Below are 24,192 nucleotides of genomic sequence, written 5' to 3'. Positions count from 1 at the left end.
ATGCCATGTATTCAGGCATTTTATGTTGTGAAAGAAGATACTCATATTGTGGAACAGACGGTAGCCGGCAAAAATCATTCAGTATTCTTATACATGTTCTGTATAATGTCCGGGTTTCATGCGAATCGAAAGTGATTAGAAGCTTTTTGTATTCAATGTTTTACGAATGAATAAAAGCATCGGCCATTTTCAAGTGTTTAGCCTTTAGACCCGTCTGCCTGATTTTCAATTGACTTGGTCGATTTTAAAGAATAGGAAGTCTATTTTGTTAATAGGTTATTTGTCTATGAGCTAATTAATTTGTAATATTCCCATTCAATCGACCTAGTTTTGAACTTCCATTTAATTTCTATTTACTATGAAAACCTTATTGACATTCTTCTGCCTTTGCTGTGCAGCGAGCCTTACAGCATTAGCGCAAACACCAACTTTGACACAGGTATGGGAAACTGACACTACGCTTACCACGCCTGAATCGGTACTTTACGACGCCAAAAAGAACGTATTGTATGTTTCTTGCATTAACGGAAAATCAGTGCCTGAAAATCAGGAAAGCTTTGTTGCGAAGGTGGGTCTCGATGGGAAAATTCAGCAAAGAATTTTTACAGGTGGACTTAACGCAATTAAAGGCATGGGGATTATTGATAATAAACTATATGCGGCGGGTTTCTTTGCCCTGGTAGAAATTGATCTGGCGAGTGGAAAAGTGATTAACAAGTATGAAGTACCGGAGGCTAAAATGTTGAACGATATTACCATTGATGAGAAAAATAAAGTGGTGTACGTAACAGATATGCGGGCCAATAGTGTATGGAAACTGCAGAATGGCAAACTGGAGAAAATACTGGATGGAGGTCTGTTGAAGAATCCTAACGGATTATTTTATGATAGCGGCAAATTGCTGATTGGAAACGGGGAGGGCATTTTGTATGCCTATGATACCAAAACCAAAGAGCTGAACAAATTTGCCGAAGGAATGGGCACAGAAAAAAGTGGTATTGATGGCATTGAGTCGGACGGTAAAAAAGGTTACTTTGTGAGCGAGTGGAGGGGAAGAATATGGCACGTAACTCCACAGGGAAAAACCAGCCTTTTGCTGGATACTATCGACAAACCTATGAACACTGCCGATTTTGAGTATATACCCGCTAAAAAGACTCTTTATGTGCCTACTTTCCTGAAGAACAAAGTCGTAGCCTACAAAGTAAATTAACACACATCTTAAATCAGCCTTATATCCTATTTATTAATCCGGAAATGAATATTATCAGAAAATACAGACCTTTTCTTTCAACCACAAAACCGCTATCGTTTATTGTTGTTTTATTGATCAGTCTTTTGTTTACAGAGGCCGCTCTGGCACAGAGTGCAGGCAAAATGAAGCTTAAAGGCAAAATAGTAGATGCGCAGTCAAACGCCCCGCTGGCTTTTGCCAGTGTGCGTCTGTATAAATTGCCTGACAGCTCTTTTGTAACAGGAAATATTACGAACGACACCGGTGATTTCGCCATTGATGCACCAGCCGGTACTTATTATGCTTTGTTGGAGTTTATAGGATACAAGGCTACCAAAACTGCACCGTTTTCATTAACGCCTGATAAACCTTCTCTTGATTTAGGAACTTTGAAAGTGGCTACATCGAGCAATGTGCTGGAAGAAGTAGAAGTACGTGCCGAGAAAAGCTCCATGGAAATGTCGCTTGACAAACGTATTTTCAATGTTGGTAAAGACCTGGCAAATGCCGGAGGTACAGCCGTTGATATACTGACCAATATTCCATCGGTATCTGTCGATATCGACGGGAACGTGAGCCTGAGAGGTAGCAATAACGTGAGGATTCTTGTGGATGGTAAACCGTCTGGTCTGGTGAGTATTAAAGGAGGCAGCGGTTTGCAGCAATTGCAGGGCAGCAGTATTGAAAGAATAGAAATTATCACCAATCCGTCGGCGCGCTATGAAGCAGAAGGAATGAGCGGTATCATTAACATTATCCTTAAAAAGGAGCGCAAGGAAGGCTTTAATGGTTCTTTTGATGTCATTACCGGATATCCTACCAATCTGGGCCTGGCAGCCAACGTAAATTATCGTCGCAAGAATCTTAATTTCTTTGTCAATTATACTGCGTCGTATCGGAATACCCCCGGTAGAAATTCTATGTATCAGGAGTTTTACAGGGGAGATTCAACGCTTATAACCCAGCAAAACTCTACCAGTAAGCTGAAAGGAGAAAATAATAGCGCAAGAGCCGGTATTGATTATTTCTTTAACGACAACAATATATTAACGGGTTCTTATCTGTGGAGAATAAGCAAAGGAAAGCGGTTTTCGGATATCAGATATCGTGATTACCTGAACAATCTCAATAATCCTACTGGCATCACAAATCGCACGCAGGATGAGACAGAAACCGAACCTAACGCGGAATATGCGCTTACTTACCGACGCAAGTTTGAAAGGAAAGGACATGAGCTGACCGCCGATGTGAGATATCTGGATAACTGGGAGGACTCAGACCAGTATTATAATCAAGAAACTTTCAGACCAGATGGCAGTGCCTCTGATATACCGGCATTGTTGCAGCGTTCGCTTAATTACGAAACCGAAAAGCAGCTATTGTTTCAGGTAGATTATACACAACCGTTTGCCAAAGATGGTAAATTTGAGCTGGGCGCCAGAAGTAGTTCTCGCGACATGACCAACGACTTCTCTCTGACCCAAAAAGGTGAGGATGGCGTGTGGTTCCCGATTGCCGGTTTTACCAATGATTTTCTTTATGAAGAAAACATCAACGCTGCCTATGGTATTATAGGCAACAAAGTGAACAAATTCTCTTATCAGGCAGGTGTGCGGGCCGAATGGACTAATGTAACCACTACGTTAAGAAAGACCAACGAGGTGAATCCGCGTAAATACAACAACCTGTTTCCGAGTGTGCATATCACTTATGAGCTTCCGAAACAGAACTCAATGCAGATTAGTTACAGCCGCCGCATCCGCCGTCCGACGTACAATGATCTGAGTCCGTTCTCAACCTTTAGCGACAGTCGGAATTTCTGGAGCGGGAATCCGGATTTAAATCCTGAGTTTACTGATGTATATGAACTGGGTCATATCAAGTATTTCGAAAAGGGGTCTATCAGTTCATCTTTGTATTACCGATTTACGGATGGCAAGATAGTGCGTATCAGAACAGTTGATGCTTCTGGAAATTCGTTCACAAGACCAGAAAACCTGGCTACTGAAAACTCGTTTGGCTATGAGTTTACAGCCGCTCTGTCACCTTATAAATGGTGGAAACTGGATGGCAGCTTTAACTTTTTCAGAGCCATTACTAATGGAGCTAACTTTGACACGAGTCTTAAAAGCGATACTTACAGCTGGTTTACACGTGTAACCTCACGCTTTACATTCTGGAATAATACCGATTTCCAGATACGGGGTAACTATGAGGCTCCACAGCAAACACCACAGGGAAGAAGAAAGGCCATTGCTGTGATGGATCTTGCCGTAAGCAAAGATATACTGAAAAATAATGCCACGCTTACGCTTAATGTGAGCGACGTTTTCAATTCCAGAATTTATCGTTCTATTACCGAAGGGTCTAATTTTATTACCGAGAGCCGCGGACAAGGGCGTTTGAGACAGGTCAATCTTACATTTAATTATCGCCTGCATCAGGCCAAGAAGAAAAGCAAAGATCCGGTTGACGGAGAGTTTTGATAGAATAGAAGAGCTGCACGAGAGTGTGGCTCTTTTCGTTTATACAAGATAAGTTAAGTTGCCAAATTTGCAGGGTATACATTCTTAATAATATCATAACAAAACTTCTTCCGTTTTTAAGTTGTGGTTTGCGTCTTTTACGCCCTTATTCAAAAACAGAATGGAAACCTCCCGAGTGTTTGCCGGTAGAATAGTCTGTTATAGAATATTAAGGGTATGAACTAAAACACTTTCTAATGAAAAAGACACTTCAACTTTATTTAGCTATTCCTATTTTATGTTTCGTCTCTCTGACCAGTCTGGCACAGAAAGAGCGGAAAGCGCAGTATCCTAAAAACATTATTCTATTAATTGGCGATGGCATGGGCACTGCTCAGATTTATGCCGGTATAACCGTGAGTAAGACACCCCTGAACATTGAGAGAAGCAAAGTGATAGGATTCCATAAAAATCAGGCAACAGATAACTATATTACCGATTCGGCTGCCGGAGCAACGGCCTTTGCAACAGGGAAGAAAACTTATAATGGTGCTATAGGTGTAGACAGCGATAAGAACAGACTGACCACGATTCTTGAAATAGCAGAGCAGAACGGTCTGGCTACGGGGTTGGTAGCTACCTGTGCTATTGTAGACGCCACACCGTCGTCGTTCATTGCGCATCAGCCATCAAGAAAAATGGGCGAAGAAATAGCAGCGGATTTTCTTAAGACAGATATTGATGTTTTTATAGGCGGTGGTCGTAAATACTTCAATCAGAGAAAGGATGGAAAGAATCTAATAGAGGAACTGAAAAGCAAAAATTATCAGATTGCACAGTCGATCGAAGAAGTAGCAAAAGTAAGGAGTGGTAAACTGGTGGGTTTGCTGGCTGAAGAGAACCCTGTGAAAATATCAGAGGGCAGGGGAGATCAGTTACTTGTATCAACTCAGACAGCTTTGAATATACTGAAACAAAACAAAAAAGGCTTTTTCCTGATGGCAGAAGGTTCACAGATTGACTGGGGTGGCCATGCCAATGATACCCAGTACATTGTAAACGAAATGCTTGATTTTGACAAGATAATCGGCGAGGCTTTCGATTTTGCTGATAAAGATGGCAATACGCTGGTAATTATCACTGCTGACCACGAAACCGGAGGTTTCTCGCTCAATGGTCTTAACAAAGACGGCACCATTGACGGTAAATTTACCACCGGCGGGCACACAGGTGTGATGATTCCGGTTTTTGCTTATGGCAAAGGCGCTGAATTATTCTCAGGTATTTATCTGAACAATGAGATTTTCGACAAAATGAAAAAGTCGTTCAATTTTAAATGATAAGATATTGGCCCGCTATACAGGTGGCTCATATATCAAGCTTTTGATGAGGCCGTCAGTATTTTACCTGAGGCAATAAGATTATTAACAGCACCGCCACAAACGGTGCTGTTTTGTTTTGTGGCAATTGATTTTTAAAACAGGGGCGTATGCAACATAACTAATAAAAGTGTGTCGTTTATTATTAGAACCATCACTGCACACTGAAAGCCGGCTTATGGAAAAAACTTTAAACAGAAATCTCTGGGTTGATTATCTTCGTTCGGCTCTTACTGTATTGGTAGTGGCGCATCATGCCAGTCTGTCTTATACTACTTTTGCCCGATTCGATACCGAGGCTTACATCAGGTCTACTCATCCTATAGTAGATTCGGAAAGATGGGTAGGGCTTGATATTTTTGAAAACTTCAATGATGTATTCTTCATGTCGCTGATGTTTCTGATAGCCGGGCTGTTTCTGCAAAAAAGCATTCAGAAAAAGGGAGGGTTTGTTTTCATCAAAGATCGGTTCTACCGATTGTTTGTGCCGTTTATGATTTTGGGCACCGGGCTAATGCTGATTGCCCATTTTCCATCTTTTTACGTGGCTAAAGGCGGTACCAATCTGGCAGACTATGTAAGCGATTTTTTTGTGGTTGAACAATGGCCTGTTGGCCCACCCTGGTTTATCTGGGTACTTTTCGTTTTTAATGTATGGCTGGTTTTGCTTAATCCTCTGATACAGAAAATAAGCATGAAGGCTGGAACTTACATCGATAAGCTGAAAAACAGGCCTCTTTTGTTTTTTCTTATCTGGTTGGCTGTTACGTGGGTTTTGTATGTACCCGTGGCTTATAAAGTGGGTGCCGGTACCTGGACCGGCATCGGCCCGTTTGATTTCCAGCTTAGCCGTGTTCTGCTTTATTTCGGATACTTTCTCATAGGAGTGTTGATAGGTACTTCCGACTTCAATAGTGAACTCTTTTCTTTAAAGGCTCCACTGGTTAAAAAATGGTGGCTATGGACAATCTCCGCTTTGGGGGCTTATACTGTATTGATAGTGATAGAACGCTACGATATATTAACACATATGGTACGAACCAATCAGCTGGAGAGCCTTACCGCCTGGATGCTCTATTTAACAATTTATGTCTTGTCCTGTACGCTCAGCTGTATCGCCTTTATAACTGTGTTCCGGCGTTTTGTTCATTCTGCTAATAAATGGGCGGAATCTCTGGTACAGCATGCTTACCTCATTTACCTCACTCATTATGCCTTTTTAATCTGGCTTCAGTTTTTGTTATTACCTATAGCGATACCGGCTTTGGTGAAATTTCTGATAGTATTTGTGGCTACTTTAGCATTGAGTTGGGGGTTTAGTATCCTGTTAAGAAAAATCCGGATAATTAACCGGTACTTGTAAGCATACCAGATAATTTGAATGGGGCAGCAACTGAAGTGATACTCATTAATTAAAGCGATTGATAAGTTTCCATTTTAAGTCGATAAACGGAGACATTAGGATGATATTCTTAAAATAAGTATTCATAAGTGCCGTTTTTTGTCGATATCCGGTCAAATCAATACTTTCTATCATTTCATCTTCGTAGCTTTTAAGTTTATCTATTCTGCATTTTTCATAAGGAAATCGCTTATACATTTGAATCAACAAAGCGAATTAAGGTTCAAATATTTAAACATTATCAATTATGAAAAAGTCATTCTTTATTCTGGCCCTTGGCTTAACTATAGCCAATTTTAGTTTTGTACAAGCCGAAACACCCGTTGCAGCTATTAAGAAATCTGATCCCAAAATCAGCGTTCAGGATATCAGCAACCTACGCCTTAAAGTGTTGTTCGATAATGTAACGAAAAATACCGCGAGCGTTGAAATCTATAATTCGAAAGGTGAGGTATTTTATCAGGAGTTGAGCGAAACCAACAAGCCTCTGGTTCTGAATCTGGCTCATCTGGAAGACGGAGTTTATACGTTGTCTGTCAGTTCCGGCAATGATAAGTTATCTTACGACTTCAACATTGAAAGTCAGTTAACACGTGTAGCGGTTTTGAAAAACAAATAGTTATTTTTTGTTATCTGAGGGGGGCAAAGCATTTGGCTTTGTCCCCCTCGGTTCTTTTTACTCTTCCCCCAAACAATACTTCAGATTATATCCGGTATTTTCTTTCACAATCCCAACCTTTCTACGCATAGGGGTATCTTCTAAAAAAAAAAGTACACGGCAATTGTCGCATTTCGAAGCGGCGGTACGACTTATCATCAAAATCAAAACTTATAAACAATGAAAACGATGAAATTTCAAATCCGCTTGTTGCTCGTTACCCTCCTTTTTTCAGTATTGGCATTTTCATGTAATCAGGATAATCACATTAACCCTGATGGCAGTGAAGATAAGTTACAAACCAATGAAGCAGAATACGCCCGCTTGTTGAAAGCCCGCACTACGTATAGCGGAACTACGTTTGAACTGGGACAAATAACCAGAGAAGGGGATGTTTTAAAAATTGAAGTAGTAGGAGGGTGCAGCGCCAATAATTACAAAATTGTATGGAATGGCATTGTGATGACCTCGTACCCCGAGCAAACGGGGCTTGTAGTGACTTATGAAGGGCAGGCGGGTGAGACATGTGAGGCAGGTAAGAAATTTACACTGGAAGTAGACATGAATAAGGTGTTCGGCCGATCAGACCTGATTGTTCATATTGCGAATGGCTCAAAAGTAAAAGATATATCGGTTGACCCTGACGGATCTGTAACGAATCGATAAAACAATTCTTTCGAAATTCAATTGTCTACTCCGGCTGGCCTTTACTGAAAGGCCGGCTGTTTACTTGTTTTAATGTGGAATGCTTGTCTGATTGTACCTCACAAGAAAAAGACTGGATAGAAGGTTGTGCGAAGCATAACCCGGCAGCTCAGGAAAAGCTATTCAAACATTTCTTTGGTTTTGCTATGGGTATTTGCCTCCGGTATCTGCCTGACAGGTCTGTGTCGCAAGAGGCTGTGAACGACGCCTTTCTGAAAATTTTCAATCAACTGCCATTCGAATACAAAAAGCTGGGGTCGTTCAGGGCGTGGGCCAGAAAATTGATTGTTAATACGGCCATAGACTATTTCAGAAAAGAGAAGAAACATTTATACTTGAACGACCACGAAATAGAGACTGCCGCACATCAGGAAAGTTTTTTTGACCGGGAGTCAGCCGAAGAGATTATCCGGTTACTGAACCTGCTGCCACCTTTATGGAAAGTGGTCTTTAACCTGTATGAAGTGGAAGGCTATAGCCATGAGGAAATTGCTCAGATGATGCATATTCCGGCGTCTTCATCCCGAACCTATCTTGCCCGGGGTAAACAACAGCTAAGAACATTGATTAATGCGCATAACCGAATAGTGAAGAAAGATGGAACCCTTTGATAAACAGACGACAGACAGACTGAAAGCGTACGAAACTTCTTATCAGGAAGGGGCATGGGAAGACTTTGAGCGGTTCAGAAAGAAAAAGAAAAAAAGACCTGTGCTAATCTTCTGGCGTATGGCGGCGGGTATTGCGATTGCTTTACTATTAGGATGGGGAATATTGAGAATAAATACATCAACCCCTGTGCAAGCGGATAGACCAAGTAAACAGCCTGCAAATAAGGAAGTAAATAAGAGTAGCAGAGCCAATAAAGATGCCAGCGAAAATGGAGCTATACCTTCTCCGGAGGTGAGCATTTATAAGGTTAATACAGTCCGGATAGATTATGATGAAAAAGCGGAGAAAGGAAGAGTGGTGCCGGATAAAAGCTATGAAGTAGCAGAGGATAGGAATGCCAGCAATTTAAAACCTGACTTTCTGGCGTCGCGTGCTATGGGTTTGGTACTGGTAAGACCTAAAACGCTTTTTATGGCACCTTTTGGAGCAAAAGAACCGGATGAGCCGGAGGATAAGAGAAAACGAGACCTACGATTAAGTGTGGCTATTGCTTCGTCATCCAATAAGGCAGAGAATGTGATACAACAACCGAATTTCGGAGTGCGAGGAACTACAGAAGTAACCATTGGTAAAAATATGGAAATAAGCACTGGGCTAAGTGTAGGTCGTGAGAACCTGAATCTGCAAGTGAACAGTGGCCCGTTTATCGGAATGCCTCAGCTTAATCAGGCAAATTATAAATGGGTAAATGTAGAAGTACCTCTCAATCTGAGATACCATTTTCTGAAACATAAAGCGCTTGGACTAAGTGCACAGGCCGGGGTTTCAGTGATAGGGGCGGTCGGTCAATCATCAAGGCTGTTCTACGAAAACCGCCGCACAATCATAACTATGGCGGTAGGATCGAACGGTGAATTGGAAGAAGTAGCAACAACCTTAATTGAAAAACAGGTAAAAGATAACATAAGCGATGCTCAGAAATTAAGTTTTGGCGCTGCGGTTAATCTAATGTTGGGGGTGCATTATCCGCTGGGTAAAAATCAATTGTCTGTTGAGCCATTTTTTAAGTACCCCTTTGGAAGCCTGACGGCGGCTAAGCTCCACTACAGTAGTCTTGGCGTTCAATTACGTTATACCATTGCCAGAGGGATGAAATAGAAGAACCGTTTTTTGATGGAGAACTTTCAATGACATGTAATTCAATGTGTTTCACTTCCTTAAACGTGCGATTAAAGCCGGGAACCTGTCTCAACAAAAAAACCGGTGATTCGAATCCTGTTTTGAGCAGGTCAAATCACCGGAAAACAATTTATTATTTACTTTAATTTTTACTCCTTACGTAAACATTGTTACTGATTGACTCCAGACGTACTTTAGGGCCTCCACCGTTAACAGTACCTTCCAGCAGATAACCTACTATCGGATTAGTCTGTTTTTTGTTTTTAAAAGCAATATTCAAGTCAGAATAAACCTCGCCTGTGATAGTCTTCATCCCCAGATCTCCACCTTTGCCTTTAGGCCAGTTGAGTTCAACAAAACCACTGATGGTTTTAGCCTGAATGGTATTATAGACAGAATTTATCCAGATATTACCATTGATGGTTTCCAGGGCCAGTTCGGCTTGTTTGGGAAGGTAAACCTCGTAATTGATTTTGCTGCACACGTAATAATTTTTACCGTTACGGCTCCACGACGAACGATTACTTTTTTTAGCGTCCGGACAATCTTCTATATTGCCCTTCTCCAGCATGTCGTTGTCGAAATCGGTTTTCAAACTTATTTCGTCGGTTGAGTTACCAGTACTTACGGTAAGGGCATCATTCAACTTACCTGAATTGATTTCAACCGCAATTTTTACGTAAACCTCGGCTTTATCCCAATACTGTACTTTTATGTCGTCGGCGAATTTAAGATTGAGGTTGACCGATTGTCTGGCTGAGAATGGCAGGTGCTTTTCGATTATTTTTTGCGCGTAGCCACTGTACTGGCTGAAAGCCAGCAAGATTAATATTAATAGCTTTTTCATAATTTTATAAAGGACAAAGGTTGTTATTTCTGCTTACGAACGTAGACATTACCACTCACTGTGTTCAGGTTCAGGCTTACGCCTCCGCCATTCAGGTTGCCTGTAATATTATGGCCACCACCTACTTTGGTCAGTCCGTCTTTACCTGATTTCAGATTCAGATCAAGATCACTGTAAATTTCGCCTGTAATTGATTTCATTGATAATGAAGCCTTTGTGGCTGTAGGCAGGGTAACATCAATCTCACCACTTACCAGAGAAATAGCACAGGGTTTAGATTGGTTTACGTTATTGAAAACGGCCGTAAAATTACCACTGATACTGCTGGCTACGATAGGCCCGGTTACATTATTGAGCTTCATGTCGGCATTATTGGTTTTCACTTCCAGGTCGCCCTCAACATTATTGATACCAATGGTTGAGCCCTGCCAGTTAATCTGCGTAAACATAACACTGGCCTTATTTGGGATGAGAATAGTATATTTTGACGACTTCCTTGATGCTTTCTCAATCTTTAATACTCCGCCTTCTAAATTGACGGCAACTCCCAGACCGGTATTGTCTACATTGGTATTGTACAAGGGTTTGAGTCCTTTGGCTTGCTCGGGCAGGGGCTCTGTGCTACCACCTTTGATGATTACTTCGTCGCCGGCATGGCCTTCTATTTTCAGATTGTCGGCATCAAGCTCTATGGCTATTTTGCTGTCTTTGTTATTAGGCAGTTTGTATTTGTATTCCTGTGCCTGAGTATACACGGCAGTTAGAAATAGACAGGCGAATATGAACATGTGTTTTTTCATTGTAATTTGCTTTTAGATAATTCTGAATTGATTAAATAATAGGAGATTCTCTGAACAAGGCCTTACATTTCTTCGAAAATCCGTTTGGGGTTAATTGTTTACAAAGTGATTAATTTAGCTGCGCCTTCCTGGGCTTTCAGACGGACTACATCCATTGCGGCTCTGTCTTGAGAGATTTGCTCCATAGTTGATGAAGCACGTTTCTCTTTCATCAGAACGAGTAACTCAATAAGGGTTATCTGAATATTGGGATCGGTTTGAATTTTGAGCGACTGAATGAGCCCTTCGCGTACCATAGGTTCATTTTCAAAACGAGCCAGTGCCTGACAGGCAGCTAATCGGACGTTTACGTTGTCGTCGAAATTCAGGGTATTTATTAATAATTGAATAAGCTCCTGATCTAACTCTTTCAGTTCAAGACTTTGGTTTACTGCGTCAATCCGCTCACTGGCTGACGTCAGACTCACCTGTTCAAACTTTAGGGTTTCTTTTAGTGTGGATTCAGGTGTATTATTGATAATTGTTATATTGTCCTGATTATTGTTGTACAGATACCCTGCGGCAAATCCACAGATTATCAAGGCTACACCTGCAGCTATTCTTCTGCTTAAAACTGTAAACCGGATAACTCTGCCTCTTTTTTGTATGGCATTAATTACCTGCTCTTTTAGCTGGTCGGAGGGTTTCTCTGTTGCCGCCTTTTTGTAATAAGCAAACTCTGCCATATGGTGCTGCAAATGGGGCGGTACATCACTTTTACTGAAAAAATCTTTGATGTACTTCTCTTCCTGAAGCGTCGTTTCTCCCTCGTAGTACTTCTCTAGTAGTTTCTCAATTTCCTGATACATAATTGTTTACTTTTAAATAACTGTCTCTAACACTCTTTCTGGCTCTTGACAAAATAACTCTGATGTTATTGACGGTCAGTCCCGTTACCTGCTCTATGTCTTCAAAAGAATACTCTTCTACATCGCGCAGATGCAAAATCGTTTTCTGAATTTCAGGCAGGGCGTCGACAATTCTTTTTAATAATTCATTACTATCCGACAATTCGGTGTGTTCATAAGGCGTATAAGTAGCTGCACTTGCATCTATTGCTTCCAGACCTGTATAGGTATGATTATAGGCATAAGATTTCAGTTTATCGAGGCAAAGATTTTTAGTCATTTGCACCGCCAGGGCCTCTACGCTCTGATACGCTTCTAATTGTTGCCGTTTGTCCCATAGTTTTAAAAATATTTCCTGCACGGTGTCTTCTGCTTCTTCCGGATTTTTAAGGAAGAGTTTGGCCACCCGATATAAGCGGGATTGGTGTTGAAGAACCGATTGTGTAAATGCTTTTAAATCCATTTCAATAACATAGACGACCCACCCAATGAAACATTACAGAAATTTTGGAAATTTTTTCGGATTGATAATAAAGGTAAGATTTAAAATAGAAGAAAGGTAATGGATTTGAAGATAAAATGTCACACAAAGAAGGTGTAAATAGTTGTAAATGATAAATAAATTATTGTTTTATGATAATTATGAGTTATTTTTACAACATACTCTGAAATAATGACATGGATAAAGTTAAAATCATTTCTAAAATTCTTTTTTACATCACGCGATTTCTTGCCGCGTTTTATCTGGGTATTACAGCCTATTCTGTTTTTTGTCTGCTAACAGGGTGGTCGCTGACTTTCAGTGATGACATGAAATATTTCCATGTATTGTATCCGTTTACCGAGACTCATTTTCTGAATGGTGATTATAACCTGCCTTATATACTGATTGATTTCATTATGCCCTTGGGCTTATACGGCTATTTCTTTTTACTGGCCAGTAATATATTTAAGGTATTTTTTCAACCCCGGTTGTTTTCGCAATATGGTATCAAGCAATTAAGGTTGTTTTATTTGTCTAACTTGTTTCTTCCGGGCTTGGCTATATTGCTGGCGACCATTTTTACGGAGGTAGAAGACATTGCTGTTATTTTAATTATCTTGCATTTTATATTGGGGGTATTTGCCTACTTTTTTGCAGCTATTTTTAAACAGGGCTTACAGCTTCAGAACGAACAGGATTTATTTATTTAAGATATGCCAATTATTATTAACGTAGATGTGATGCTTGCCAAACGCAAGATGCAAAGCAAGGAGTTGGCAGAAAAAATCGGGATAACCACCGTTAACTTATCTATATTGAAAACAGGTAAAGCCAAAGGTATCCGCTTTGAAACCCTTGAAGCCATCTGTAAAGTACTCAACTGCCAGCCTGGAGATGTGCTGGAGTATGTGGAAGATGAGCAAACAGAGTAATGTTTTGTTGATAATTTTATTCCTTGTGGTGCGATTGGTGCAAGAACCGAATTTGAGCGAATTACAAAAAAATGTTTGTTTCAATTCCTATATGGTGCAGACTAACTGTTGCTGATTATATTTATTCTACATAGTTTCAATTCCTAATATGGTGCGATTGCTGCGTACTGGAGGTTCGTTTGGACATAGATTTACTGTAAAGTTTCAATTCCTATATGGTGCGATTGGTGCCCGGAAAGAGTATCACAGATCTGAGTGAAGCTATCAGTTTCAATTCCTATATGGTGCGATTGGTGCATCCCAATCCGCTCATGTTCGCAAGCATCTGAAGAGTTTCAATTCCTATATGGTGCGATTGGTGCATCAAATTGCCGGGCGGTTAGGGATTAAGGGAGATGTTTCAATTCCTATATGGTGCGATTGGTGCGTTCCTTATAACCTGCCTTACTTGCCTGCCGGGCAAAGTTTCAATTCCTATATGGTGCGATTGGTGCCTGAAATAGTGCCGCTCGGTTGTGCTTACTTTCTTAGTTTCAATTCCTATATGGTGCGATTGGTGCTATAAATAAAGGCGCTAGGCATAATCGTAATCAATGAGTTTCAATTCCTATATGGTGCGATTGGTGCAATATCACCCGGCTTTTGAATAAGCTCTCCAATCATGTTTCAATTCCTATATGGTGCGATTGGTGCGACAATTCGCGCCCTTCACTATCAATTAGTTTCTATGTTTCAATTCCTATATGGTGCGATTGGTGCGGGCAGCTTTCGTTCCGAAAAGTTGAATATCTCGGAAGTTTCAATTCCTATATGGTGCGATTGGTGCTGCCGCGGTGCAAATCCAAAGAGCACTTAAAGACATGTTTCAATTCCTATATGGTGCGATTGGTGCTTTGTCGAAACATAATCTTTCCTGTCAAACTATCGATGTTTCAATTCCTATATGGTGCGATTGGTGCACAGATATGGGACCTGACATTCGAATTCGTGTTATCGGTTTCAATTCCTATATGGTGCGATTGGTGCTTCTCTGGCGGTGAAACTTCTGCCTTTATGTCTCAAGTTTCAATTCCTATATGGTGCGATTGGTGCTTTCGCAGTAGAGTTGTAGGTACCGATAAATTTATTTGTTTCAATTCCTATATGGTGCGATTGGTGCCCCAATGCGCTGGACGAAGCAAAACCGGGTTCAATCAGTTTCAATTCCTATATGGTGCGATTGGTGCAGCTGGAATTTGAAAAGATGTACCCGGGAGAGAATGGTTTCAATTCCTATATGGTGCGATTGGTGCATCAACTGCATCTATCATCCGGATAGCATCTTTCAGACGTTTCAATTCCTATATGGTGCGATTGGTGCTGCTATTGATCTGTAAGGCCGTGGCATCATAAACCAGTTTCAATTCCTATATGGTGCGATTGGTGCTTGTGTCTAAAAATGGCGAAAACCGGGCAATTGGGAGGTTTCAATTCCTATATGGTGCGATTGGTGCAAATATTCAGTTTCCACAGATTTACGCGTTTTCGATGTTTCAATTCCTATATGGTGCGATTGGTGCCCCCCGCACTACTGGCAACGGTAGAAAGCGAACCTTAGTTTCAATTCCTATATGGTGCGATTGGTGCATGTATCGAACCCCAAAGCGTCATAAACGAGGTTTTGTTTCAATTCCTATATGGTGCGATTGGTGCATGAGTGGATAAACAAAAGCGGCCACTTTTATGAGGTTTCAATTCCTATATGGTGCGATTGGTGCTTTTTCTGACCTTTAAAATGAATATACTGCTATTTAAGTTTCAATTCCTATATGGTGCGATTGGTGCTGTTCTAAATACTCAATCGGCCAATACTGTGTTTTGTTTCAATTCCTATATGGTGCGATTGGTGCAAATTCTGCAAATGGCGGTGGATTATCCAGTGCGTTGTTTCAATTCCTATATGGTGCGATTGGTGCTACCCTTAACAGGGTCTCGCCAGATGAAAATGTAGGGTTTCAATTCCTATATGGTGCGATTGGTGCTACAAACCCTGAGTGATTGTATGGAAACTGAGAAAGTTTCAATTCCTATATGGTGCGATTGGTGCTATGGATAGAGGGCAGGCCTTGACCCGGTTCTTTGAGGTTTCAATTCCTATATGGTGCGATTGGTGCATTCCGCCAGCATTGACCGGATAAATCCTTTGTTAGTTTCAATTCCTATATGGTGCGATTGGTGCTGAATCAGTATGAGGGGGGTGAGACGTATATGGTGAAGTTTCAATTCCTATATGGTGCGATTGGTGCTTGATTTGCGAGGTACAAAAATCACCAGCCTGCCGGAGTTTCAATTCCTATATGGTGCGATTGGTGCGGGGAAATGGTTGACCACGTTCAACCTATAAATGAGGGGTTTCAATTCCTATATGGTGCGATTGGTGCTTCAAACCCAGGAGACACCGTTTTAACACCTTTCAGTTTCAATTCCTATATGGTGCGATTGGTGCCAGAGTATTAATAACAAAAACTAAAATTGCCTCATTGTTTCAATTCCTATGTGGTGCGATTGGTGCGTGAAAAGGCGAAGGATAACCCTGATTTTCTCCGAGTTTCAATTCCTATATGGTGCGATTGGTGCCATAAGCAGCTTTGCCCCGGTCAAAGCTTCGAACGGGTTTCAATTCCTATATGGTGCGATTGGTGCAGTAGATAGGAATTGAACCCCAAGTAAGAGATGAGCGTTTCAATTCCTATATGGTGCGATTGGTGCCTTCAATCAGATCTGTTTTACCTTCTTCAAAAAGCGTTTCAATTCCTATATGGTGCGATTGGTGCCCCCCCTTAGCCGCTGAAACATCTTCCAGAAATTTCTGTTTCAATTCCTATATGGTGCGATTGGTGCTTTTTTTTTGAGTGAAAGTAAGTTTTTAAAGAAATCGTTTCAATTCCTATATGGTGCGATTGGTGCTACGTATTCAGTCATTGCCCTGCCAAACTTATACTTGTTTCAATTCCTATATGGTGCGATTGGTGCGCCGTGTGCGCAAATACCTGCTTGAGATTAGCAAAGTTTCAATTCCTATATGGTGCGATTGGTGCTATCGGTCCACTTTCGTCTTCAATCGATACGCCCTGTTTCAATTCCTATATGGTGCGATTGGTGCGTAACCTACCGGTAGTTGAGCTTGATTTTAAGCTATAGTTTCAATTCCTATATGGTGCGATTGGTGCAAAAATATTTTTTGGTAGCGGCTCTGGTGCATACAGTTTCAATTCCTATATGGTGCGATTGGTGCTGTTACCCTTCACAGGATTGTGATCGCCTAGTAAAGTTTCAATTCCTATATGGTGCGATTGGTGCGATACTGCATAGCCAGGTTATGAGCAGCTTTGATACCGTTTCAATTCCTATATGGTGCGATTGGTGCCCGGTTGCACCGTCAAAACGCAGCATCCGGGTTCCGAGTTTCAATTCCTATATGGTGCGATTGGTGCTAGGCAATTTTATAAAATTCACGAAGGACGCTACTCTGTTTCAATTCCTATATGGTGCGATTGGTGCTCTATCACACTGGTTGATTTGCTAAAGAACCTGAGGGAGTTTCAATTCCTATATGGTGCGATTGGTGCAACTTTTTGGAGGAAATTTTCTAATCCAGAAATCTGTTTCAATTCCTATATGGTGCGATTGGTGCCCCGTTTGCTGTCCGGGTCAAACGTCTGCACTTGTTGTTTCAATTCCTATATGGTGCGATTGGTGCTCTGGGTAAGAAAGATGCCACCTAAAAATTTAGGACGTTTCAATTCCTATATGGTGCGATTGGTGCTACTGGGCACAGTCCACTTTGCACCAATTGCACCGAAGTTTCAATTCCTATATGGTGCGATTGGTGCACCGCCCCCAGGCTATTTACATAAACAAACCTTCTTAGTTTCAATTCCTATATGGTGCGATTGGTGCATACCGGGTTACCAGTTTATTCAGGTTCTTTTCAGGTTTCAATTCCTATATGGTGCGATTGGTGCAATTGATTACTGTAAAGCCTAAATAAACAGTTCCGTGTTTCAATTCCTATATGGTGCGATTGGTGCACCTCAAAGCCGCTATTAACGCCTAATAGCGAGCAAGTTTCAATTCCTATATGGTGCGATTGGTGCGGTAATTATGTAGTATAATTATGTTTTACTTGGTATGTTTCAATTCCTATATGGTGCGATTGGTGCTATCTTGCCAATTTTTATCTTACTTACTTCGATCACGTTTCAATTCCTATATGGTGCGATTGGTGCACACGATTATGAATATCAAGGAGGCAGCTGAGTTTTGTTTCAATTCCTATATGGTGCGATTGGTGCCAATATTTATTATATGCACAGAATGGTGATGAACGAAGTTTCAATTCCTATATGGTGCGATTGGTGCTACCATGAGCAAGCGCACCTTCCCCCTCTATGCAAGTTTCAATTCCTATATGGTGCGATTGGTGCCCGTTGAAAAAACGGCTTATTTGATATAAAATAAAAGGTTTTTATGCAGAAAGTCAATAGAAAAGTCGTCGATGCATAATAGTAAGATTTTACTGAGGCATCGACGACTGCTGATAATCAATGAGTTATGGTTATTTTGTTGTTTTTCAATATGTCAAAGAGCTTTGTTTTGATACTTCGACGACGATACTTTACAAAAAATTGTTTGTTGTCATGCGTTCTATACCAATAATTTCCTTATCCAACCAGCGTTCCTCCCTACTTTTAAAAATAATTATACTGTCGGCGTCTTCGTTCATAATCTTTCTGGCTCCTGAAAGCATCTCTTTTAACTTTACTTCAGTTATTTCACCCTCAAAAACAGAATTTTGTATCCAGTTTAAGTATTTTCGACAAAATTTTAACATTTTACCGACTCTTTTTTCGCCAATGTCATAGACTAAAATTACATACATTTCCTCATTAATTTAGTTTAAAACTAGCATTGATTGTGTTACCACAACATCTTAAAAGGTTTGTATTCTTCCATACCTAATAAGTGTTTCTGAAGTTTATAGCATTCTAGTTTTATTAATTGTTTATAAGAGACATTCCGACTTAACTTACGGTGTCTGAATGTTTCTTTCAGTTTTTCTTCAAAGGCTTGTACAAAGATTTTCCTGGCCGAATCTTTTAGCACACAGGCATTCAGTTCTTTTCTAAAATCAGTAGCTTTTATCTGACGCTTATTCAATACCGTAAATATAATTCTATCTATTAATATTGGTTTGAAGATTTCTGCCAGATCAAGGGCCAATGAATATCTGCGGTAACCGGGCTCATGCAAAAAGCTAATGGTAGGGTTAAGTTGTGTGTGGTAAATCTGACTCAGACAAGCTGTGTAACAAAGCATATTGCCAAATGATATCAGAGTGTTAATTTCATTAGTAGGAGGCTGTTTGGTTCGGCTTCCCATTTCAAAATCATTGATTATTTCATCGAAACCTGCATAATAGGCTTGTCGGATATTACCCTCTATGCCCATTAACTCATCTATTTTGGTTGAATCCTGAATTAATAGCACGTAGCTCATGATGCGATCTATGCTGTCAGTAAGGTTTTTTCCGCGATTGACATAATAGTTAAGATTCTTCAGCATATTATATGCCGCTCCTTCAACGAATTTGCGGGCGATTATCAGACGTTTTTTATCGGAATTATAATATTTTGTTTGCTCAATTTGCATTTTTCCGGCTAGTAGGTAATCTTTCGACATAAATGAGCCGGTGTAATGCTCATAGTAGTCAAAGAAATGAACCGAAACATGATTTTTCCCTAGAAAATTATACAAAGCTGAGTTGGCATCCAAACTTCCAAAACAATAGATATTATCTACAGTTTCGATTGGAATGTAACGTGTTTGCCCTTCAATGTTGTTTTCGTCAACGGGTGTGAAACTCAGTGTATTGTCTTTGCGAGACATCCTCCCGGGGTTAAACAAATAATATGTTTTTTTCATGATTAGTATTTATTCTTCTTCAACCCAGCAAAACTCAAAGAAACTACATGATTTACACTTACTGACGGGTAGTCGCGCAGGGCAAGTATTTTGGTTTGCAATTTCATAGGTCTTCAAAATCTGGTTTTCCAATAGTCGTTGGTCGTCATCAGTCAGGCTAACTCTCTCTGTTAAACGTAGCTTGGGGTATTCTATGAGACCGTACCCGGCTTTGATACCGTTGAGCCTGAGGACATACAAATAGAACTGTACCTGTGCCACATGTGCTAGTTCTTTTGCATTGGACTTTTTTATTTCGTGAACTATACCCAAGTGAGGATCGAAGAAATCAATTTTAGCGGCTAATTCGATAGGAGCAGACGCAGGAGAGTGGAATTGCGCTGAGACTTCAATCTCTGTCCAACGCTCGGCGCGTTGGGGGTAGCTTTCCAGCCCGATAAGCTTACCCTCAGCAACTATCTCAGAGGTATGTTCCATCCGGATGCCGTTGGCATGAAGCCAGACTTTCCGATGGCAAACCAAAAGATAATTGATGAGGGTAGCGGTGATGGGCATTATTTTAAAGTATATTAAAGTCTTGCCATGGTTGTTCTTTCTCTTTAGATAAACCTAATTCAGAATCATAAACTTTATTTGTAATAAAGTATTCAATCTTTAGTAGCTCACCCTTTTTATTTTTCTCAAAATAGAAAAATTCTTTCTTTATATTTCCAGTTGCTTTCCATTGACGGAATCGGTTTTTTTTAATAGATACTTTAAGGTTATCCGCATTGATAAAATCAAATGATTTTAAGTAATCCTCGAACTGCTGTTTTAATTCTTGGGGAAGAATTTTAGCACCATCAAATTTACTGTAAAAGTCTTCCTCCTTTTTTTTTGAGTGTTGAAGTGGAATTAGTGAATCCAGAGTTGCTTTCATTGTATCGTAAGTCATATTAAAGTCATTTTCTTGTTCTTTAACCCACTTTGGATACACATAATCAATATATTCTTGCAATACTGCTTCATCTATCGAATCTTTATTTTCAGGTTTTGAGAAAACTTCTAATGTCCTATTTATTACCTCTCGATCATAGATATAAAAATCTGAATCATTATTTTCTTTAAAAACATAACAAGGGGATATACCTCTTTGTCGTTTCCTATTTACTCTTCCAAAGCGCTGTAATAAGGCATCAATAGGTGCAGGCTCAGTATATATTACTTCAAAGTCTATATCTAAGCTAACTTCAATTGCTTGCGTGCCTACAAGCAAGCTAACATCTTTTAAATCATCTCTTTTCTCGGCCTGTAAAAGAGTTTGTTCATGTTTATTCCGATCTATACCATTAAAACCACCATGCAATAAGACAGATTGTAGTGCATAGTCTTTAAGTTCATTATAAATTTTTTGAGCTTGAAAGACAGTATTGCAAACCACTAATACTTTTTTCCCGGTAATCAAGTCGTTAGTGATTATATCTAGATTAGTTTCCAACAAACCATCTTTTAATATTACCTTGTGCCGCTTAAATTCTTTAAAAAGGGAGATGTCAGCAGTTATAGGTGTAAAAACCTTAATGGCATCTTGCAAATGCAGTCTTAGAAAGCGCGGCAGAGTTGCAGTCATTATTATTACTTTGACATTTAAATAGTGGGTGGCGAAATTCAATAGAACTTTGATTTGAGCAAAAGTCTTAGGGTCATATGCATGTATTTCGTCAAAGATAAAATAACTGTTTGTCCATTCGAATAACCCTTGTTCAAAACCTTTTAATCCGAAAATATGCTTTAACAGCTGAAACGGTGTACATACTTTTATTGGAGTGGTGACGTATTTAAATTTATTTTTGAGTTCATCGATAGCTTCTTTTTTGGTGCTATGGCTATATTGATGTTCTTCAAAATAGTCGTTTAAGTAAGCGCTTAATTTCCCATGAAGCATCCCGATTTTTTCTCTTGTAATAACAGAACTAAGCCTCTCAAACATAGCATTAATAGAGGCCGTAAAGGGTAGTACGTAAAAAACACGACCATTTTGGTTTTCGATGAAATGATTTCTTATCCATAAGAATGCGCTTTCGGTTTTTCCTGATCCTGTTGGAGCGGTTAAAATAACATTACCCAAGGTGTGAGCGCAAACTTTTTGATGTTCATAAAAATCGAGCCCTTTAACTTTCAAAAGATTCTGCTGGTCTGAAAGAAACTTGAAGTCGTTTATAGTAACAGATGGAATATGGGTCACTCTGGCAGAGCCTAAATGGTCACAGTTTTTAATAGCACCAAACAATAAAGTTAAAAGCCAATAGTCAGAGCTGTTAAGGGTAATCCCTTTATTGTTGTATTTCCTGATAAAATTAAACTGATTTGAAATCAATATTTTTTGATTGATTTCAATATCGTATTTTTCTTTTAAGATTGTTCGAACACCAACTATATCAACTTTTTTAAATTCATCTTTGAAATTTCTTACTTGTATTGAGCCTAAGTTTAATTGCGAGCCATACGCAGGAGTTTCATCCTGATAGAAATTATTGATATATCTTATATAAAGGGATTCATAGTCTTTATGATGCCCTGCAATTGCTAAAAGCATAAGATATTTTACAGATTCATCTTCTATTCCATTAAAAGCTTCAAAGAAAGGGAGAGAGAACAATTCATGTCTTTGCTTATCCCATTTGTTCTGTTGATTTTTTAGTACCAATTGAAAATCAGCATGACTTTTGCCAAGGTCATGGAAAATCATACAAATTTTAACATAGTCCCAAAACTCCTGTGGAATATTCGGGACTTTTGTTATCTGTGCAAATTGGTCTTTCAGCAATGAATGAATTTTCAAACAATCGTCAATATGCACATATAATGGCAATTGAGGGTCTGATTTGGCTAGGATCTCATTCATAATTATAATTGACCTGGTGCATAAAAATGTTGAGATTTATGTCGTTGTCACGCAAAGCTTCAATTTTTGAAGATATAACACTGTTTTTATGTGAAACAATAGAAAAGGGCTTCGTACCGATGTTTTTCCTAGGAAAAGTATTTGTATAGTATTCTGGCAATGCCTGAATCTGTCCAGCCAAATGGTACGGAAATGTGGGTACTATTTGTCCTTTTATCTCTACATCCTCATTGAGCAATTCCATGTCAATCTCTGAAATATTATCGACGGTTGCCAAGTCGTTCATCCTGCCCAAAAGTATTGGATAAACAGGCTTTCGGAAGTAGTTAGCAATTTCCTGATTAGAAGTATATATAATAAGATGCGGATTGAATAAGAACTGTCGCCTAATGACATTCGACTTGGCCATATTATTTGTGGTTCTACCGTTTCCGTCCATCTGATAAATGGTTTCCAGGTCGGTTCCAATTGCTTCAAACTCAAAATAGTAACCTATTTTGTCATTTTTATACGTAATAAATCTACCAGCAGCAGCATTTATTAGACCCAAAACGGTACTTAATGGAGGTACCTCTAAAGTTGGTTGGTAACCACTAATCAGATTAGGATATCTAAAACTGGCAGTCCAACCCGAAATGTCTATCTTATAGAATTTCATATTATACAATTTGGTTTTCTAATTGCATGCAATATCCATCGACAGCCTGATTAACTGTGGCTACAATTACATTGTCAGATGCCAGACTTTGTAAGTCGTTATTAATCTCATCCATAAATCCGGCTCTCTTGCCAATAAAAACTTGTCCTTTGATTTGATCTTTATAATCCTCTAATACTTCTTTTATTGCCTCAATACTCAAAGTTGCGATATTTTTGAATGCTCCTTCTGCTTTAGCTACATGAGAAAAGGGATGATTACCACTAGTAGTCGTTGCCAATATGATAAACTTGGGTGTTACATCACCCATATTATTAGTTTGCATTGCTCCTCCGGAAATGGTTTTAAGAGCCTTAAGAGTATCTAATATCCTCTGCAATCTGGTTTGCTTTGGTAGTTGAATTAGTTTTTGAGGAATACCCTTTGCATCTTTTACAAAAGTGTCTTCAATTTTAGAACAACCGTTGTTAATTGCTTCTTCTTGTAACTTTGCAGTCAGATTCTTGAATCCTGTTTTATTGTATGTGGCAAATGTGCCTACTTGTGCTAGGTCTATAGAGAACATCCCTTTCATAATCGCACTATACTCCTCTTTGCTGTAAGGGACAGAATCTCCGTCTTGCCGTGCCATACTTGACCAGTGTTCTTCAGTCTTTGTACTTGCAACAGATACCAGAACTGAGTTCTTGAGTGGTGAAACTCGAGTAACTGTAACATCTTCTTTTTTCTCTTTGCCTTTTGAGTCCAGTTCAGGAGTACCATCTTCCTTTAAAATAACATCCTTTGCCGCTTTCATATATCCGAAAACGTCATCGTCAGAATATTTGATTGGATTAGCATCGGTGAAAGCAATTTTACTTTCTCTTGTAATAGGCGATAGATTCCAGTTCAAATCCTTTCTAAGCGTTTCTCTCCACCAATATCGCCAGGCTTGACCTGAAACATAGGTAAATTTACTGCCATTTTTTGAAATGGTTTTTGTAGCAACTCCATTCTCAAAATTTGTGCTAGAACTTTTACCCGCGTTATTAAGGGCGACAACATCTACATCAATCAAAACAAATCCTTGTGTTTTTAGTAAATCCATTTGCTTAATAAGTTT

The 24,192-nt window shown here is 39.6% G+C and carries 20 protein-coding genes and 1 CRISPR repeat array; of the genes, 10 read left to right on the top strand and 10 right to left on the bottom strand.

What is annotated here, in order from left to right; all coding sequences use genetic code 11:
- The first annotated feature begins 358 nt into the window (after positions 1-358).
- The 8 genes from AC1RRY_RS11980 (at position 359) to AC1RRY_RS11945 (ending at position 9,613) form a co-directional block, all read left to right on the top strand.
- Positions 359-1,213: an SMP-30/gluconolactonase/LRE family protein gene (locus AC1RRY_RS11980; RefSeq protein ID WP_492820515.1), complete on the top strand. Its 855-nt coding sequence runs from the start codon at positions 359-361 to the stop codon at positions 1,211-1,213.
- A gap of 44 nt (positions 1,214-1,257) precedes the next feature.
- Positions 1,258-3,720 carry a TonB-dependent receptor gene (locus AC1RRY_RS11975; protein WP_492820517.1) on the top strand — a complete coding sequence of 821 codons (2,463 nt, stop codon included), beginning with the start codon at positions 1,258-1,260 and terminating at the stop codon, positions 3,718-3,720.
- A gap of 236 nt (positions 3,721-3,956) precedes the next feature.
- Entirely contained in the window at positions 3,957-5,039 is a 1,083-nt protein-coding gene (locus tag AC1RRY_RS11970; protein ID WP_492820519.1) for an alkaline phosphatase, read from the top strand.
- A gap of 217 nt (positions 5,040-5,256) precedes the next feature.
- Positions 5,257-6,441 carry an acyltransferase family protein gene (locus AC1RRY_RS11965; protein ID WP_492820521.1) on the top strand — a complete coding sequence of 395 codons (1,185 nt, stop codon included), beginning with the start codon at positions 5,257-5,259 and terminating at the stop codon, positions 6,439-6,441.
- A gap of 286 nt (positions 6,442-6,727) precedes the next feature.
- A complete protein-coding gene (locus AC1RRY_RS11960; RefSeq protein WP_492820523.1) occupies positions 6,728-7,099 on the top strand; it encodes a T9SS type A sorting domain-containing protein in 372 nt (123 codons plus the stop codon).
- A 228-nt stretch (positions 7,100-7,327) separates the two neighbouring features.
- A complete protein-coding gene (locus tag AC1RRY_RS11955; RefSeq protein ID WP_492820525.1) occupies positions 7,328-7,804 on the top strand; it encodes a hypothetical protein in 477 nt (158 codons plus the stop codon).
- A gap of 83 nt (positions 7,805-7,887) precedes the next feature.
- Positions 7,888-8,454 carry an RNA polymerase sigma factor gene (locus tag AC1RRY_RS11950; protein WP_492820527.1) on the top strand — a complete coding sequence of 189 codons (567 nt, stop codon included), beginning with the start codon at positions 7,888-7,890 and terminating at the stop codon, positions 8,452-8,454.
- On the top strand, positions 8,441-9,613 hold the full coding sequence (locus AC1RRY_RS11945) for a porin family protein (RefSeq protein WP_492820529.1): 1,173 nt from the start codon (positions 8,441-8,443) through the stop codon (positions 9,611-9,613). The genes AC1RRY_RS11950 and AC1RRY_RS11945 overlap by 14 nt, the downstream gene beginning before the upstream one ends.
- A gap of 163 nt (positions 9,614-9,776) precedes the next feature.
- Here the strand turns inward: AC1RRY_RS11945 and AC1RRY_RS11940 are convergent, their stop codons facing one another.
- The 4 genes from AC1RRY_RS11940 to AC1RRY_RS11925 form a co-directional block, all read right to left on the bottom strand.
- Positions 9,777-10,481, bottom strand: a complete 705-nt coding sequence (locus AC1RRY_RS11940; RefSeq protein WP_492820531.1) for a DUF4097 family beta strand repeat-containing protein — start codon at positions 10,479-10,481, stop codon at positions 9,777-9,779.
- 23 nt (positions 10,482-10,504) lie between these two features.
- Positions 10,505-11,281: a DUF4097 family beta strand repeat-containing protein gene (locus AC1RRY_RS11935; RefSeq protein ID WP_492820533.1), complete on the bottom strand. Its 777-nt coding sequence runs from the start codon at positions 11,279-11,281 to the stop codon at positions 10,505-10,507.
- A 98-nt stretch (positions 11,282-11,379) separates the two neighbouring features.
- A complete protein-coding gene (locus tag AC1RRY_RS11930; RefSeq protein WP_492820535.1) occupies positions 11,380-12,129 on the bottom strand; it encodes a HEAT repeat domain-containing protein in 750 nt (249 codons plus the stop codon).
- Positions 12,113-12,631: a GFO_1088 family ECF-type sigma factor gene (locus tag AC1RRY_RS11925; protein ID WP_492820537.1), complete on the bottom strand. Its 519-nt coding sequence runs from the start codon at positions 12,629-12,631 to the stop codon at positions 12,113-12,115. Before AC1RRY_RS11925 ends, AC1RRY_RS11930 begins: the two co-directional genes overlap by 17 nt.
- A 215-nt stretch (positions 12,632-12,846) precedes the next feature.
- Between AC1RRY_RS11925 and AC1RRY_RS11920 the strand changes: the two genes are divergently transcribed.
- A complete protein-coding gene (locus AC1RRY_RS11920) occupies positions 12,847-13,362 on the top strand; it encodes a hypothetical protein (protein WP_492820539.1) in 516 nt (171 codons plus the stop codon).
- Between the two features lie 3 nt (positions 13,363-13,365).
- The gene (locus AC1RRY_RS11915) at positions 13,366-13,584 is read left to right on the top strand and encodes a helix-turn-helix domain-containing protein (RefSeq protein WP_492820541.1); all 219 of its coding nucleotides are present in this window, start codon (positions 13,366-13,368) and stop codon (positions 13,582-13,584) included.
- Between the two features lie 201 nt (positions 13,585-13,785).
- A CRISPR array of direct repeats spans positions 13,786-18,050; the repeat unit is 30 nt; unit sequence GTTTCAATTCCTATATGGTGCGATTGGTGC.
- Between the two features lie 191 nt (positions 18,051-18,241).
- Here the strand turns inward: AC1RRY_RS11915 and cas2 are convergent.
- From cas2 to cas7i, 6 genes are read right to left on the bottom strand one after another with little or no spacing between them, the layout of a single operon-like run.
- Positions 18,242-18,505: a CRISPR-associated endonuclease Cas2 gene (gene cas2 / locus AC1RRY_RS11910; protein ID WP_492820543.1), complete on the bottom strand. Its 264-nt coding sequence runs from the start codon at positions 18,503-18,505 to the stop codon at positions 18,242-18,244.
- 38 nt (positions 18,506-18,543) lie between these two features.
- Positions 18,544-19,548 (bottom strand): type I-B CRISPR-associated endonuclease Cas1b, encoded by a 1,005-nt coding sequence (cas1b, locus tag AC1RRY_RS11905; protein WP_492820545.1) that lies wholly within the window; start codon positions 19,546-19,548, stop codon positions 18,544-18,546.
- 9 nt (positions 19,549-19,557) lie between these two features.
- Entirely contained in the window at positions 19,558-20,103 is a 546-nt protein-coding gene (cas4, locus tag AC1RRY_RS11900; RefSeq protein ID WP_492820547.1) for a CRISPR-associated protein Cas4, read from the bottom strand.
- 4 nt (positions 20,104-20,107) lie between these two features.
- The gene (gene cas3 / locus AC1RRY_RS11895; protein WP_492820549.1) at positions 20,108-22,432 is read right to left on the bottom strand and encodes a CRISPR-associated helicase Cas3'; all 2,325 of its coding nucleotides are present in this window, start codon (positions 22,430-22,432) and stop codon (positions 20,108-20,110) included.
- Positions 22,425-23,090, bottom strand: coding sequence for a type I-B CRISPR-associated protein Cas5b (gene cas5b / locus AC1RRY_RS11890; protein WP_492820551.1), 666 nt, complete (start codon positions 23,088-23,090; stop codon positions 22,425-22,427). The genes cas3 and cas5b overlap by 8 nt, the downstream gene beginning before the upstream one ends.
- 1 nt (position 23,091) lies before the next feature.
- On the bottom strand, positions 23,092-24,177 hold the full coding sequence (gene cas7i / locus AC1RRY_RS11885) for a type I-B CRISPR-associated protein Cas7/Cst2/DevR (protein WP_492820553.1): 1,086 nt from the start codon (positions 24,175-24,177) through the stop codon (positions 23,092-23,094).
- Between the last annotated feature and the right edge of the window lie 15 nt (positions 24,178-24,192).

The sequence above is a fragment of the Emticicia sp. GW821-FHT11C11 genome (genome assembly GCF_058808615.1).
Note: the sequence above shows the minus strand (reverse complement) of the source record. Positions and strands in the feature narration are given on the sequence as shown.